General features: G+C 43.7%; 11 protein-coding genes. 8 read left to right on the top strand and 3 right to left on the bottom strand.

The window, feature by feature from the left end; genetic code table 11:
- Positions 1-35: 35 nt before the first annotated feature.
- On the top strand, positions 36-1,844 hold the full coding sequence (locus AC3CH4_RS23130) for an HD domain-containing phosphohydrolase (protein WP_488543908.1): 1,809 nt from the start codon (positions 36-38) through the stop codon (positions 1,842-1,844).
- A gap of 305 nt (positions 1,845-2,149) precedes the next feature.
- On the top strand, positions 2,150-2,875 hold the full coding sequence (locus AC3CH4_RS23125; protein WP_029224226.1) for an HAD-IA family hydrolase: 726 nt from the start codon (positions 2,150-2,152) through the stop codon (positions 2,873-2,875).
- Between the two features lie 458 nt (positions 2,876-3,333).
- Here the strand turns inward: AC3CH4_RS23125 and AC3CH4_RS23120 are convergent, their stop codons facing one another.
- Positions 3,334-4,758: a methyl-accepting chemotaxis protein gene (locus AC3CH4_RS23120; protein WP_102503469.1), complete on the bottom strand. Its 1,425-nt coding sequence runs from the start codon at positions 4,756-4,758 to the stop codon at positions 3,334-3,336.
- Between the two features lie 148 nt (positions 4,759-4,906).
- Positions 4,907-6,130 (bottom strand): aromatic amino acid transport family protein, encoded by a 1,224-nt coding sequence (locus AC3CH4_RS23115; protein ID WP_488543907.1) that lies wholly within the window; start codon positions 6,128-6,130, stop codon positions 4,907-4,909.
- Positions 6,131-6,576: 446 nt separating this feature from the next.
- Here AC3CH4_RS23115 and AC3CH4_RS23110 point away from each other — a divergent pair, with 446 nt between their 5' ends.
- The 3 genes from AC3CH4_RS23110 (at position 6,577) to AC3CH4_RS23100 (ending at position 8,820) form a co-directional block, all read left to right on the top strand.
- A complete protein-coding gene (locus AC3CH4_RS23110) occupies positions 6,577-6,705 on the top strand; it encodes a hypothetical protein (RefSeq protein ID WP_004730901.1) in 129 nt (42 codons plus the stop codon).
- Positions 6,706-6,879: 174 nt separating this feature from the next.
- Positions 6,880-7,491, top strand: coding sequence for an acyl carrier protein phosphodiesterase (locus AC3CH4_RS23105; RefSeq protein WP_488543906.1), 612 nt, complete (start codon positions 6,880-6,882; stop codon positions 7,489-7,491).
- A 57-nt stretch (positions 7,492-7,548) separates the two neighbouring features.
- Positions 7,549-8,820 carry a DEAD/DEAH box helicase gene (locus AC3CH4_RS23100; RefSeq protein ID WP_237298104.1) on the top strand — a complete coding sequence of 424 codons (1,272 nt, stop codon included), beginning with the start codon at positions 7,549-7,551 and terminating at the stop codon, positions 8,818-8,820.
- A gap of 126 nt (positions 8,821-8,946) precedes the next feature.
- Here AC3CH4_RS23100 and AC3CH4_RS23095 read toward each other — a convergent pair whose 3' ends face one another.
- A complete protein-coding gene (locus tag AC3CH4_RS23095) occupies positions 8,947-9,687 on the bottom strand; it encodes a TetR/AcrR family transcriptional regulator (protein WP_428783173.1) in 741 nt (246 codons plus the stop codon).
- Positions 9,688-9,837: 150 nt separating this feature from the next.
- On the opposite strand from AC3CH4_RS23095, the gene AC3CH4_RS23090 reads away from it, so the two are divergent.
- From AC3CH4_RS23090 to AC3CH4_RS23080, 3 genes are read left to right on the top strand one after another with little or no spacing between them, the layout of a single operon-like run.
- Complete coding sequence (locus AC3CH4_RS23090) at positions 9,838-10,926, top strand: efflux RND transporter periplasmic adaptor subunit (RefSeq protein WP_076645376.1); 1,089 nt, start codon at positions 9,838-9,840, stop codon at positions 10,924-10,926.
- On the top strand, positions 10,926-11,981 hold the full coding sequence (locus AC3CH4_RS23085) for an efflux RND transporter periplasmic adaptor subunit (protein WP_171308670.1): 1,056 nt from the start codon (positions 10,926-10,928) through the stop codon (positions 11,979-11,981). The genes AC3CH4_RS23090 and AC3CH4_RS23085 overlap by 1 nt, the downstream gene beginning before the upstream one ends.
- Positions 11,978-15,037, top strand: coding sequence for an efflux RND transporter permease subunit (locus AC3CH4_RS23080; RefSeq protein WP_488543905.1), 3,060 nt, complete (start codon positions 11,978-11,980; stop codon positions 15,035-15,037). The genes AC3CH4_RS23085 and AC3CH4_RS23080 overlap by 4 nt, the downstream gene beginning before the upstream one ends.
- The last annotated feature ends 125 nt before the right edge of the window (positions 15,038-15,162 follow it).

Genomic DNA, 15,162 nt, shown 5'->3' with positions numbered 1-15,162 from the left:
AAGTACAATACCCCATCTTTTATAAAGGGTTTTGTATGTACAAGCTATTGATATCAATCGCTGTATTGTGTGTTAGCGCTTTTTCTACAGTCAGTTTTGCTACCGACTGGGATATCAAACGCATCCTAGTTTTACACTCATACGAACCTTCTTACCAATGGACTGCTGACTTTCAGAAAGGGATAGACAGTGCGTTCAGCCAATCTCAAACCGAAGTTAAACTCTCAATCGAGTATTTGGATACAAAGCGCGTCCATAGCTCTGAGTACTACCACTCTCTCACCGATTACTTACAAGCCAAATACGCAGGTTATAAATTTGATGGTGTTATTGCGACTGACGATAACGCGGCTAATTTCCTTGAATCACTGAGTGCGTTGATTGACCGTGCGACACCTATTGTTGCGGCGGGTATCAATGATATAAGCACCGATATGTATGCGGTGTCTGATAGAGCGACTGTGCTTTATGAAAACGATCAGATAGACGTCAATATTAAGCTGATCTCTAAACTAAGACCTAATCTAAAGAACCTCTATTTCATCAATGATTACAGTGTCACTTCTGAGCTAATCCGTAAAGATATAAGCCATATTATGGCAAGCTTTCCATCGATTAATTTGGTAGAAATACGCGATTTGTCGCTCAAGCAAACAAGTGAGTTCTTGAAAGGGGTCTCTGTTGACGATGCGGTCTTACTGAGCCACTACAATACTGAGTTAGATCAAGGTGTATATCATACCTATCAAGAGGTCGCGGAAACCTTATCTGCATCGAGCGCCGCACCAGTGTTTGCGTTATGGCAGTTTAATATAGTCGGTGATGTACTCGGAGGTTATGTAAACCACTCGCGAAGTATGGGCGAAGAGGCCGTTAGTGCATTGGATAAGTATGTGCCTCTTAATTTTTCTACACCTTTAGTTCCCGGTGACAACAAGCGTTTTGTTTTCAATTATCCGGCGCTTAAAAAGTTTGGTATTGGTGATAATGTACTGCCGACAGGATCTGTGATTGTTAACGAGCCTTCCTCCTTTTTACAAAAGAACTTTCAATTGTTGTTGGGCTTAATCATGGTCATTACAGGGCTGAGCGTGATTATCGTGATGCAATTTATTACCCTGCGCCAAAAGAAAGAGTTGGCAAAAAAGAACAAGCGAATCCTTGCACTACAGAAACAAACTTTGAATGTTCAAAAAGACATGATTCATGTGCTGGGTGAAGCCATTGAAACTCGCTCTGGCGAGACGGGTAATCACGTTAAGCGTGTAGCCAAGTTATCCGCATTGCTTGCCAAGTATCGTGGCTTGAGCCATCGCGAGGTCGAGATGATTGAGATCATAAGCCCGATGCATGATGTAGGTAAGATTTCGGTTCCGGAATCTATCTTGGATAAACCAGGTAAATTGACAGACCAAGAGTGGGATGTAATGAAACTTCACACCACTGCGGGCTACAATTTACTGAAGAGCGGAGCGGGTGATATTACCAACCTCGCAGCAATCATTGCTAACGAACATCATGAGCGTTGGGATGGCACTGGATACCCTAATGGTAAGGTAGGTGAACAAATTCATTTGTTTGCTCGCATTACTGCGGTAGCCGATGTATTTGACGCATTGCTTAGTGCCCGCTGCTACAAAGAACCATGGCCATTAGAGATGGTCGTCGATTTGTTCGATAGAGAGTGTGGCTATCAATTTGACCCTAAACTAACCAAACTGCTACTGAAACACTTGCCCGAGTTTGTCGCCATCCGAGATTCGTATCCCGATACTGGAACTGTAGAATATGCGTCTGTACCTTCGATTGAAGTTAAGGTATTAGAAGAGTCGGTTGTTAGCTAACTCTCGCTCTATCTGAATAGTCTATAAGTCTTGGTTTCTTTATCAATTCGCCATAATCCGACTAGGACGTGGCAATTTATATTTTCCACTGAGATTAAGTCGTTTATGTAAACCTTGCAGTATTTGGTTTGGCAGATTCTGGGTTAATTTGATGAAAGCTGTTGCTTATGTCGAGCGATAAGGTGATCAAGCCCATATTTCGCGAAGAGAAATAAGCCTGCGTCCGTAAACTGTTATCTTAATCATCCCACGCATTGAAAGAACACTATAGGATAAAACTTGAATTCAATGCGAGTGAGAGAGCTATGCGGTTAGAACAGACTAAATGTGTAATTTTCGATTGTGATGGAACACTCATCGATAGCGAAAAGCTTTGTTGCCAAGCCCTAGTGAATGTATTCACCGGCTTTGGGGCGGAGCTAAACGTTAATGACTGCTATGCGCACTTTCAAGGTGGAAAGCTAGCCGACATCTTAATGGATACACAGGAACGTTTAGGGCTATCTATCTCGATTGATACGCTTGAGCCGTTATATCGTATTGAATTAGAAGCCTTGTTCCAACGTCATTTAAAGCCGATGGATGGTGCTATCGAGCTCATTGAATTTCTAAAGCGACAGGACATCGAATTTTGTATCGCTTCTAATGCGCCTAAGTCTCGGGTTGAATCTTCATTGGCCATGACAGGAATGCTTGATGACTTTAAAGGTAAAGTGTTTTCAGCTTTTGATGCCAACAGCTGGAAGCCAGAACCTGACCTGATTATGTATACAGCCATGAATATGGGCTTTTTACCCAATGAGTGTATCTATGTGGACGATACTTTGAAAGGAATTGAAGCGGGTGTTCGTGCGGGTATTCAATCATTCCGATTGCGCCCAAGTATTAATGAATCAATCGTAGATCCCGAAGCCGACTCATCAGAGGTAGCGGCTCAGGATATCTACAGTTTGGAAGAGATTTCGGTTTGGATTAATGGCAAACACTGCTCAAGTGGTGGAATACCGAACCCTGCAGCTTTGGTGGGGTAGAGCCTAGCTGAAGGCTGACTACCTTACTAAATTGTTTAGTGTGAAAACCGCAAGATGCACAAGTAAACTTTTCTCCACTTTCTGAGAGCAGATATTCGTCGTGTTGGCATAAAGGACATGTAATGTCGTCGGTGTTTGGTGTTTCTGTTTTATTCATTATGTGTCACCTGCAGCAAGAGGGTAAGCGAAAAAAGACCCGTTTAATTAGATTACCCCTAAGCTCGAATATTAGACAGTTTTGACACTTGATAATCTCGCCTTTGCGACTTGCTTCATGGTAATGATAATCTCATCGTTAAAGACCATGCGTTTCTTGTTGTTATTAAAGGAGGTTGTTATTAGTGAAAGTTGCTATAAACGGACGTTGCTATTAACGAACGTCGATAAAAAAGGACTCATGATGAGTCCTTTTTAGTTTCGCTGAATTTAACTTGGTCAGCCTAAGTCATCACTCAAACCTAAGTGCGGTATCTTGCCAAAGTTTTAGACAAAGAAACTGATGCGTCTGTCAGTGTAGACACGCCATTTGAAGAGTTTTGAGCCACTTCTTTAATCACATCGGATTGACTGCGAATATCGTTAAGCTCAGCTGCGATGGTGTTCGCTACGTTGCTTTGCTCGTCCGCTGAGGTTGCAATCTGAATACTCATATCCATTAGCGCTTGAGCTGAGTCAGCAATCGAGTTTACATCGTCCCCAATGTTTGAAATCAGTTGGCTGCTTGTTTGCGCTTGGTCGACCGTTTGCTCGGTGATCTTAGCGATATTTTGGCTCTCTTGCTGTAAGCGTTCAATCATCGCTTGGATTTCAACCGTAGCCGACTGAGTGCGACTTGCCAGTGTTCTTACTTCATCCGCAACAACTGCGAAACCACGGCCTTGTTCGCCCGCACGAGCGGCTTCAATCGCCGCGTTCAGTGCAAGCAAGTTAGTTTGCTCTGAGATTGCGTTGATCGTCGTGATCACTTCATTAATTTGACTAGTGTTCACATTCAAGCTGGTAACTGAAGATGAGGTTTGCTCAATCAAAGAAGAGAGCGTGGTGATCTCTGAGATGGCTTGTTGAACTTTCGTATGGCTGTCGTTGATTTGCTGCGCGTCTTGTTCAGTTTGTTCAGTTGAACGTGCTGAAATGTTAGAGACTTCATTGGCTGAAGCGGTCATTTGATCCATGGCAGTAGCAACAGAGTCTAGAGACGCATTCTGGCTCATGATTTGTGTTTCACTGCGCTTCATCTCTGTTTCGAAAGAAGCCGATGTTTCGCTTAGTGTCGCTGCACTGTGGTTTACGTTGTTGACTAGCTCACTAAGCGTGTCCATTGAACGGTCAAGTGCACAACCAATCGTACCGAACTCATCACGTCCAGGGTGGAAACCAAGGCGTGATGTTAAGTCGCCATCACCAATCTTTTGAGTGGTTGAGTAAAGCACCCAAAGTGCGCCGCCTAGAAAAGTCGCCACCCAGTAACAGAAAAGACCAAAAGGCACACACCACAAAAAGCTCAGTAATAAAGTGTACAGTGCTTGCTGCTTTTGATTCTGTATATCGTTAGCTGAAACGGTAAGTGAGTAGTAGTTGCCATCTTGTGCGAGTGCTGTGGCAGTCACCGAACCATTGTTTGAAATAGTGGTTTGTTGAGCGCGAGTTTGCTGGCTAACAGAGCGAACAGAAGCAGGGGAATCTGATGCTGATAAAATGCCTTGCAGTTGATACTCGACCTGCTGTTTTGCAGTTACGTCAATGTGTTCCATTTTGTTGACGTAGTTGAGTCCAGCTAGGCTTGCCAGAGCGGCAAAAAAGATTAAGAAAATGACCCAAAACTTGTCGTTGATCGACATCTTGATAAACAGTTTGTCTATCGTTCGAAATTGTACTTCTTTCATAAAAACTCCACGGTAAATCCTTTACCGTGGACTCTAAATAACCGACCTCAATAAAAATGTGATGCCAATCGACTAATTGTGAAAATTAATGATACCAACATATCGTTTATGAGACATCTATCAAGTATTTTTGTTCTCTATGGGTTTATTAGCCCAGAGAAGGCAATAGCCCTACTGAAATAAGGATTTGAATCGCAATGATAAAAACGCCTACGCTGCCAACTAAAAACAACGCTTTACTTCCACCGAGCACTTGGTAAGTCGCTTCTGTACCTTGAGGTTCTACAGAGAAATCCGTGTAACGAATCTTGTATACCATCACTGTCGGCAGCAAAATTGCGAGCACTGAAAGTGCTATGGCTGCGTAGCCCAGAGCTGTAATGAAACCCTGTGGGTAGAACAAGGCAAAACCTAATGGCGGTAAGAAAGTGATAGCGGCCGTTTTAACGCGTTTTGCACTGCCTAGTTTCTTGCTCAGTGAATCCCCCATGAATTCAAATAACCCCAAGCTCACACCAATAAAAGAAGTCAGCAGTGCAAGGTCTGCGAATACGCCAACGATCACGCTAAGGTTTGATTGATGAACGGTTTGTGACAATGAGACTAACAGTGCGCCTAAGCTTGTATCCGACAAAAGCTGCTCTTGGCTGATCACACCTAGAGTCACACTCTGCCAGAAAATATAGATGACCAAAGGCAGTGCAGAGCCAATAATCATGACCTTACGTAGAGATCGAACGTCACCATCTAAGTATCGAACAATTGAAGGGATGCTGCCGTGGAAGCCAAAAGAGGTAAACACGACTGGGATTGCTGCAACAATCAGCCCTTGCTGTAAAGGCATGCTCATCAGGTATTGAGAGGTGATGTTTGGTGCTAGGAAGCTGAGTACCAGTACCATCGCAATCAGTTTAAGTCCGAATAAAACGCGGTTAACTTTATCAACACTGTGCGTACCAATCGTCACAACGCCAGCAACTAACAGTGTGAATAGAAGGGTTGTGATTTGGCCATTAAGCTCAATGCCTGAAATATCCGAGATACGTTGATTAAACTGCGCACCACCGCCTGCAATATAAGCTGCACACAGAGCGTAGAAAAGGAACATAACTGCAAAGCTAGCGATCCACTTACCTTTTGTCCCTAAAATTTTGTCAGCTAGCGTATGTAGGGTTGCGTCAGAATCAGCGAATTGATGTAGTTCTACCATTAACAATGCAGTAAAGGCCATTAGGGCCCATAAGCCAAGCATTAAAAAAAGTGAGGTTGAAAAGCCAATACCTGCAGAAGCAAGTGGAAGAGCGAGCATGCCAGCACCAATAGTGGTGCCTGCAATGATCAAAGTACTACCAAAAACCTTTGATTTATTCATTGTATATAATTCTTTACGTTAGGGTGTGTTTTCATTGTAATTCTTCTAGCTTAAGCGCATAAACCCAAAGAATATCTCGATTTTTAAGTATTCTGATTGAGTTTAATTCCAAATGCAATGTCTAATGTAATTAAAAATATCCACTGTAAACTTTATTTTACGATTGGTGGGTTGGAAGCACTCAAATGCCCGAAGCAAACGTTTGACCATGATCTGCTTCAAAATTTGTAGAGTAATTTGTTGTACTTGGTGTAAGGTGACAGTACATATGTCGTTCGCGTATACCCCTTTGGCGTAAACAAGCGCTAATGATCGCGAGTAGCTTCAAGCTATAAATATGGAATGGGTAGAGTAGAGTGCGTTCATCAAAGTGACATAATATAAGTCCAAGATGGTGCACTAGTTAATCGGACATCATGTCCGCATCAAGGAATAGAGGGGGCACTATGAGTGACCAATCTTTTAATGACGAAAGTCTTGAGTTGTTAGATGCCATGGAAATTGGCATTGATTTATCTGACTACGAGCAGGCGGTTAAACAATTAGCAGAAGAACTTTTTAAGTCTTCGAACTAGGTTTTACCTGAACTAAAGGTTTCTGTAGTTCAACGTTCTCAAATTAGACAATTCTTAAACTGAGCAAATCTCATTCGCTCACACGTCATAACAAAACTATCCTCATTAAAGTTCGCGAAGATAAACGAGTACGTTTACCATGTTACTTAGTTCTCGATACTTTAATGAGGTTCAATGAACTTTCTCGCACACCTCCATATCGCTCAACACTGTAAAAGTAACTTAGCTGGTAATCTGTTAGGTGACTTCGTTAAAGGCGACCCTAATAAACACTATTCAACCTCGCTTTCAGACGGAATAAGACTTCATCGATTCGTGGATAGTTACACAGACCGCCACGATGTATCCCGATCGGCAAAATCGCTTTTTTTAGACCAAACACGACGCTTTGCACCTATCGCACTCGATGTATTTTGGGATCACTGCTTAGCCAATCATTGGACTCAGTTCTCGCAGCAGACGCTAGAGCATTTTTGTTTCGATAGTCATCAACAGATCTTTGAACATCAAGAGCCTCACTGGCCTGAGAACTTCATTACGATTCATCAGAAGATGGCTGAACAACGTTGGCTGGAAAGCTATCAAGACATGTCTTCCATAGAGGTGGTATTGCAACGTATGGCTTTGAGAAGGCCCAAGCTAGGGATGCTCAAAAATTGTTACGGCGACCTCGAACGTCATTATGATACGTTGCAGTGTCACTTTAATGAACTGTATCCCAACGTTTTAGAAGAAGCGAAGCAGTTTAATGCACTTCAAATGAAGAAAAATCACAAGGAAAGGTAAACAGCGTAATGCAGGTTTGCTACAATCCGCGCCTATTTAATCTTTGAGCATCATACTATGTCTGAATCTACCCAATCTTTTAACCAACTAGGATTGTCTGAGCAACTTCTTACAACGCTATCAGAGCTAAACTTTACGGCTCCGACTAGTGTTCAAGAACAAGCTATTCCATTGGTACTGGAAGGCAAAGATGTACTGGCTGGTGCGCAAACGGGTACCGGTAAAACCGCGGCATTTGGTTTGCCGATTATTCAAAGATTAATCGAGACTAAAGACAATGTTATTCCGAACCCTAAGCTCGTTCGCGCACTTGTGTTAGTGCCAACGCGTGAATTGGCACAACAGGTGTTTGATAACGTAACGAGTTATGCGAAAGGCACCGATATTAAAGTTGTAGTGGCTTACGGCGGCGTTAGCATGAAGGTTCAAACCGATAACTTACGTGGAGGCGCCGACATTCTTGTAGCGACGCCTGGTCGTCTTATTGACCATATGTTCACCAAGAACATCATGTTGAGCCAAACGGAAGTGTTGGTATTAGACGAAGCAGACCGTATGCTAGATATGGGCTTCATGCCTGACATCAAACGCATTCTTTCTCGCATGAACGACGTACGTCAGACGCTGTTCTTCTCTGCGACGTTCGACAATAAAATTAAAGCGCTTGCACATCGAATGATGCAGTCACCAAGCGAAATTCAAGTTACGCCAAAAAACAGCACCGCTGACACCGTTACCCAGATGGTTTATCCGGTTGATAAATCGCGTAAAAGTGAACTGTTGGCCTATTTGATTGGCTCAAAAAACTGGCAACAAGTGTTGGTGTTCACGAAAACTAAGCAGGGCACTGATGCTCTAGTTAAAGAGCTTAAGTTAGACGGCATCAAAGCGGCATCAATCAATGGTGATAAGAGCCAAGGTGCGCGCCAAAAAGCACTGGACGATTTCAAATCAGGCAAGGTGAGAGCGTTGATTGCAACCGACGTGGCAGCTCGTGGTATTGATATCCAGCAGCTAGAACAAGTTGTGAACTATGACATGCCATTTAAAGCTGAAGATTACGTTCACCGAATCGGACGTACTGGCCGCGCAGGTAATACTGGCTTAGCGATTTCTTTGATGAGTCAGGATGAAGCGTACCTATTGGGTGACATTGAACGCTTACTTGATACTCGCTTGCCTCAAGAGTGGTTAGAGGGCTTTGAACCAAGCCTAGAAAAAGATGTAGCCCCTGATCGCGGTGGTCGCAGTAAAAGTCGTTCATCAGAAAAACGTAAGATGAAAGCGAAGCTTAAGATTCACCAAAATCGCGGTAAAGCACGTCGCTAACAAGCTGGACAAAGCTCCAGTTTAAAGATCTATAGATATAAAAATGCGCCGTTACAGTTGGTTCTGTAACGGCGCATTTTTGTTTCAAGTAAATCAATTTATGACCAAGGAAAATAAAACACTGGATTAATGATGTTCTTGATTGCACTTCCATACACAGGGCACTTCATAAATTAGATCATCTAGGCTAATTGGGTTTAGCACCCATTGGTCTTCGATTCTAAACTTACTTACCATTTGTGAGTTGAATAGTTGCCAATGCTTAAGTAGGGCATCTTCGGGCGAGGTGACCATATCGCCTTCATTCCAAGTGCTTTCCATGAAGGGAGTTAGGCATACCGCTCCGTGCGCATACATGATCATTTGCCATTTAATCTCATAAATGTTGATCAAGTTCTTTGGATTCGCATCGTTATATTGTTCAGCTAACATGTTGATTTCTTTTTCGACATCGCCAACATTGTCGATAAAGTAATCGACCAAGTTGTCTTTTTGACGAACAGAGTCAGTGATAAGTTGCATCGGTTTTCGTGAGTGAATCATGTTGCTAAAGAGGCGCATACTAAATAAATAGATAGTAATGTTTGGTGCGACGCCTTTTGGTAACTCTTCCACTATCTTAGCAATATAAGACTGAAAATAAGCGTGTAAACAATCACTTATCGCATGCCAAATTTTTTCTTTGCTGCCAAAGTGGTGGCGAATAAGGCTATGCGATACGCCTGCTTTTTCACTGATGTTACGAAGCGAAACGCTATCATAACCATGCTCACAGAACATATCCGCGGCAACACCCATGATCAAAAATCTCGTCTCTTCAGCGTCTTTTGCGCTTCTTCTGCCTTGTTTCTTTTCAGTCATCTTCATTTCACACATTTACCTGATTACCACATTCTACACTGTTTTTACTCAAATAAAAAATACTGCACAGGTGGAAAGTAAAGCTTGTGGATTATGGATTTTTGAATATACTGCCCACCTGTGTAATAAATCATAATAATTAAATGGAGAGACATCATGCAGTCCAATTTGTCTATCAATGCCATATCGAGTAAGCGCATGGGAGCTGTGATTGCAGCACTATTGCTCGCAGGCTCTTTGACCGGATGTAATAAGGTTCAGTCAGAAGAAACGGTTCAAGTTGTTAAGCCTGTAAAGCTGTTTGAGATTCCTTTGCAGACGGATATCGAGCTTGATAGCTTTATCGCAAAAGTGGATGCAACCGACCGTGCTGCGCTTTCCTTCCAAGTAGGAGGCGACATTGAAACCTTCGATGTTCGTATGGGACAAGAAGTGAAGAAAGGTCAGGTGCTCGCCGTATTAGATGCGACGGATTACCGTATTGCGGTTGATGCAGCACAAGCCAAATTTGATCTTGCGAATAGCCAATACAAACAAGCTTCTGAGTTGTACGCGAAAAAGTTAGTCAGTACCGATTACTACGACCAAGCCGTGAACACCTTTACTGCCGCTGACGTTGAGTTGGACCAAGCAAAAACAAACCTTGGCTACACCACCTTAGTTGCTCCATTCGATGGCGTGGTATCGATGGTGTTTGGAAAACAATATCAATTGATCGCAGAAAAGCAGCCTGTACTGAATATTTTGAATCACAGTGAGATGGACGTGACGTTTTCAATTCCAGTATCAAAGCTTGAAGACCGTTCTATTCAAGACCTAACGAGCTCAAACATGTGGGTTGTGATGGATAGCCACCGTGGTATTCGTATCCCGACTCGCTTTAAAGAAATCTCTACACAACCAGATGAAGACACCAACAGCTACCAAGCGGTTGTATCCATCGAAAAGCCGGAAGGCATCAATTTACTTTCTGGAATGACAGCGCAAGTTGAAGTTCAGAAGCATAAATCTGACTACGGTATTGGCATTGTTGATTCAGCTTGGTTAACCAAAGAAGCTGACCATGGTGAGCTATGGCGCTATAACCCTGACTCTCAATTGATTTCTAAAGTACAAGTCCTTCTTGATGAGCAAGGCAAGGTTATTGATGGATTGTCGTCTGGCGACCTTATCGTTGAAGCGGGTGTGGATGTGTTATCCGATGGACAGCAAGTAAAAGCTTGGTTACGTGAGGGAGGTATTTAATGAACCTTTCCAAATTATCAATTGTTGTCGCGTCGGCTATGTTGCTTCAAGCCTGTAACAGTGAAGCCGTACACCGTGAACAACGCCCTCTGCTAGTTTCTACCTTTGAAGTTGGCGCGCCGCTGACTGATCAATTCAGAAGTTTTAACGGTCAGGTAATGCCCGCTGAATTGACCCCCTTGGCATTTAAGCTCGCAGGCGAAATCCAACAAGTCTTGGTAGAAGCCGGTGACAACGTCGAAAAAGGGCAGTTACTTGCGACCTTAGACAACGCAACGTATCTCCAAGATCTTACTGACGCTAACTCTCAATTCAAACTGGCGAGCAAGCAGTTAGCCCGTGGTACGGAGATGTTTGGTAGCAAGATGTTGTCGCAGTCAGAGCTAGACCAACTAACGGCTAACTATAAGCTGGCATCGGCGAATTTGGCGGCTGCAGAGCGCAAGCTAAGTTACACAGAGCTTTTAGCGCCATTTTCCGGGACCGTTTCTACCGTGGACAAGCAACGTTTCGAAAACACGACACCGGGTGAAACACTATTAAGCGTGTACCAGAACGACAAGGTATATGTACGAATTCAAGTATCAGATTCGATCTTGGCATCGATCAGTCCAGACATGCGTTCAAATAGCTATCGTCCTGAGGCGACCTTTGGCGGTCACACTGGCCAATATCCACTGACGTATTTGGAGCACACCAGTGAATTGCACCCGCAATCGCGTACTTACGAATTTTGGATGCAGATGCAACAACCTAAAAGCGAAATCCTGCCGGGCACCAGCGTTACGGTGAACGTGGATATGGCGAAAGCTGGCTTGAGCGATGTTCAAGGCTACCAATTACCAATGACAACTTTAGAAGCGGGTTCTGAAGCGAATCAGTTTTATGTGTGGAAAATGGAAGACGGACAAGCATTCAAAAGCGAAGTAGAAGTCGACAAGATCAGTGGCCAAGGCGCATTAATCGCTCATGGTGTTGAGCAAGGTGATCGACTCGTAAACTCGAATCTAAGAAAACTCCGTGACGGAATCAAATTGTCAGGAAAAGCAGAATGAACATCGCAGAATATTCAATAAAGAACAAAGTAATCAGCTGGCTATTTCTAGTCATTTTGGCCATTGGCGGTGTGACGTCTTTTGGTAATCTATCCCGTTTAGAAGACCCAGCTTTTACCATTAAAGATGCAATGATTATTTCAACTTACCCTGGCGCTACGTCAATGGAAGTTGAGGAAGAACTGACTTATCCCCTTGAGAAAGAGATAAGACAGCTCCCTTATATTGACAAGATCACTTCGACCTCATCGAATGGCATGTCCCAAATTATGGTGAGTATGAAGATGGACTACGGTCCAGACGAGCTACCACAAATATGGGATGAAATGCGTCGTAAAATCAATGATCTACAGCCAACACTACCAAATGGTGTTAACTCAGTTCAGATCATTGATGATTTTGGTGACGTATTTGGTGTGATGATCATGCTGACTGGTGATGGCTACGATTATGTCGAGCTAAAACAGTACGCAGATTACCTAACACGTGAAATCGAACTGGTTGAAGGCGTAGGCAAAGTAAGTATCGCAGGCGACCAACAAGAGCAATTGTTCGTTGAGATGTCACTTGAGCGTTTAGCTGCATTAAACCTAGACATGTCGACAGTGACATCATTGCTCGCACAGCAAAACAGTGTGGTATCGGCAGGCGAGGTAATGCTCAATGGTCAAAGCCTAACGATCAAACCGAATGGCACTTTAAGTACGGTTGAAGAGCTAGAAAACTTAATCATTCATGGTCGCGATACGGGTAACCTAATTCGCTTAAAAGATGTCGCTGAGGTCACTCGCGGAATCCAAGAAAAGCCAGGCAATGTACTCACTTACAATGGTATGCCAGCCATCAACCTCGGGATCGCATTTTCTTCAGGCGTAAACGTCGTCGAAATTGGTAGCGCGTTAGATGCCGAACTGGATCGTTTAGAAAGCATTAAGCCAGCCGGTGTTGAGTTGAATTACTTCTACAACCAAGCACAAGAAGTGGACAAGTCTGTTGCTGATTTCTTGATCAGCCTAGTGGAAGCGGTCGCAATTGTTATCATCGTACTTCTGTTCGCGATGGGCTTGCGCAGTGGTTTGATCATTGGTTTGGTTCTGTTGCTGACTGTATTCGGTACGTTCATTCTTATGGACTACAACGATGTTGAACTGCACCGTATCTCGCTGGGTGCTTTGATCATCGCACTGGGTATGCTGGTGGATAACGCGATTGTTGTCGTTGAAGGTATTTTAGTTGGCTTGAAGAAAGGCAAAACCAAGCTTGAAGCAGCGAAAGACATCGTGACACAAACACAATGGCCACTATTAGGTGCAACCATTATTGCTATCACAGCCTTTGCACCTATCGGCTTGTCGAAAGATGCAACGGGCGAGTTCATGGGCTCGTTGTTCTGGGTACTGTGTTTCTCGCTATTCTTGAGCTGGGTAACGGCGCTAACATTAACGCCTTTCCTGGCTGAGATGTTGCTTAAAGAAGAAGACAAGGTTGATGAAAACGTAGACCCTTACAAAGGCATCTTGTTCGTTGTATTTGGTGCGTGCCTGAAAGTAGCGCTTCGATTTAGATGGCTTACTGTTGTCAGCATGGTTGCGCTATTAGCGGTTTCCGTTGTCGGCTTTGGTATGGTGAAACAGCAGTTCTTCCCGCCATCAAACACGCCAATGTTCTATGTAGACATGTGGATGCCGGAAGGTACTGATGTTCGTGAAACGATCAAGCAGACAGAAAAAGTCGAAAGCTACATTCGTCAACAAGACGACGTAGAGTTTGTAACCACAACGGTTGGGCAGGGCATGCAACGTTTCGCGCTGACATACCAACCAGAGAAAAGCTACGAAGCGTACAGTCAGTTACAAGTAAGAACCACTGACCGTGACACCATGTTCGAAGTCCTAGAAGAGTTAGACAAGGACTTAGCCAACAAATTTGAACAACCTACGTTCCAATTCAAATTGATTGAGTTTGGCCCGTCACCAGCTTCAAAAATCGAGGCTCGTATTAGTGGTGCCGACCCACAAATCTTGCGCAGTATTGCGGTTGAAGTGGAAGACATCTTGTTAGCGGACCCTGGCTCTCGAAATGTTCGTCACGACTGGCGTGAACGTACCAAAGAGCTAGTGCCACTGTTTAACGAATCAAAGGCTCGTCGTCTTGGTATTTCAAAGACGGATCTGTCCGAGACGTTACAGATGGCGTTTGGCGGTTACAACATCGGTCTACTGCGTGATGGTACTCATATGTTGCCTATTGTTGCGCGTTTACCTGAAGCAGAGCGTTTTGATTTTGAATCACTGAACAATGTGAAGATTTGGAGCCCATCGTTACAAACCTACATTCCAGTTGAACAAGTGATTGATGGTGTAGAGCTTCAATGGTCTGAACCACTGATTCAACGTCGTGATAGAAAACGTACGCTAACCGTACTGGCTGATCATGATGTATTGGGTGATGAAACGCCGGCTAGCTTGTTTGCTCGTGTTAAACCAAAGGTAGAAGCATTAGAGCTACCAGCAGGTTACAACATTAGCTGGGGTGGCGAGTACGAAAGTTCGAAAGATGCACAAGAATCTCTATTTGGTTCACTACCAATGGGTTACTTATTGATGTTTATCATCACCATGCTTTTGTTTAATTCGCTTCGTAAGCCACTTGTGATTTGGTTTACGGTACCACTTTCTATCATTGGTGTTTCGATTGGTCTGTTAGGTACCAATATGCCATTCAGCTTCACGGCGTTCCTTGGCCTACTGAGCCTAAGCGGCATGATTTTGAAAAACGGAATCGTCCTGCTTGACCAGATCAACACCGAACTCTCAACAGGTAAAGACCCATACCTAGCGGTTGTCGACAGCGCGATCAGTCGTGTACGACCTGTATCTATGGCAGCATTGACGACTATCTTGGGTATGATTCCTTTGGTATTCGATGCATTTTTCGGCTCGATGGCGATTACCATCATGGCAGGCTTAGGCTTTGCTACAGTACTAACGCTAATAGTAGTACCAGTGATGTTCGCTATTCTATATAGAATCAAACCGTCCACTGCGGGTTATTAGGGAATGATATAAAACAGATTCTTTTAAGCCAGCCTAGTCAATTTTGACTGGGCTTTTTTATGGGTGTGATTTGGCGACTAAGGGACTATAGCGTCAGCGAACGTTGCGTTAAGAAAGAGATAGGT

The sequence above is a fragment of the Vibrio sp. QJM3NY_26 genome (genome assembly GCF_057786005.1).
The sequence above is the reverse complement of the archived record's forward strand: the minus strand, read 5'-3'. Positions and strand labels throughout refer to the sequence as shown.

What these genes read in the sequence shown, in the direction of transcription:
- AC3CH4_RS23130 (WP_488543908.1), top strand. Translation starts at nt 36, where the DNA reads ATGTACAAGCTATTGATATCAATCGCTGTATTGTGTGTTAGCGCTTTT.
- AC3CH4_RS23125 (WP_029224226.1), top strand. Translation starts at nt 2,150, where the DNA reads ATGCGGTTAGAACAGACTAAATGTGTAATTTTCGATTGTGATGGAACA.
- AC3CH4_RS23120 (WP_102503469.1), bottom strand. Translation starts at nt 4,758, where the DNA reads ATGAAAGAAGTACAATTTCGAACGATAGACAAACTGTTTATCAAGATG.
- AC3CH4_RS23115 (WP_488543907.1), bottom strand. Translation starts at nt 6,130, where the DNA reads ATGAATAAATCAAAGGTTTTTGGTAGTACTTTGATCATTGCAGGCACC.
- AC3CH4_RS23110 (WP_004730901.1), top strand. Translation starts at nt 6,577, where the DNA reads ATGAGTGACCAATCTTTTAATGACGAAAGTCTTGAGTTGTTAGATGCC.
- AC3CH4_RS23105 (WP_488543906.1), top strand. Translation starts at nt 6,880, where the DNA reads ATGAACTTTCTCGCACACCTCCATATCGCTCAACACTGTAAAAGTAAC.
- AC3CH4_RS23100 (WP_237298104.1), top strand. Translation starts at nt 7,549, where the DNA reads ATGTCTGAATCTACCCAATCTTTTAACCAACTAGGATTGTCTGAGCAA.
- AC3CH4_RS23095 (WP_428783173.1), bottom strand. Translation starts at nt 9,687, where the DNA reads ATGAAGATGACTGAAAAGAAACAAGGCAGAAGAAGCGCAAAAGACGCT.
- AC3CH4_RS23090 (WP_076645376.1), top strand. Translation starts at nt 9,838, where the DNA reads ATGCAGTCCAATTTGTCTATCAATGCCATATCGAGTAAGCGCATGGGA.
- AC3CH4_RS23085 (WP_171308670.1), top strand. Translation starts at nt 10,926, where the DNA reads ATGAACCTTTCCAAATTATCAATTGTTGTCGCGTCGGCTATGTTGCTT.
- AC3CH4_RS23080 (WP_488543905.1), top strand. Translation starts at nt 11,978, where the DNA reads ATGAACATCGCAGAATATTCAATAAAGAACAAAGTAATCAGCTGGCTA.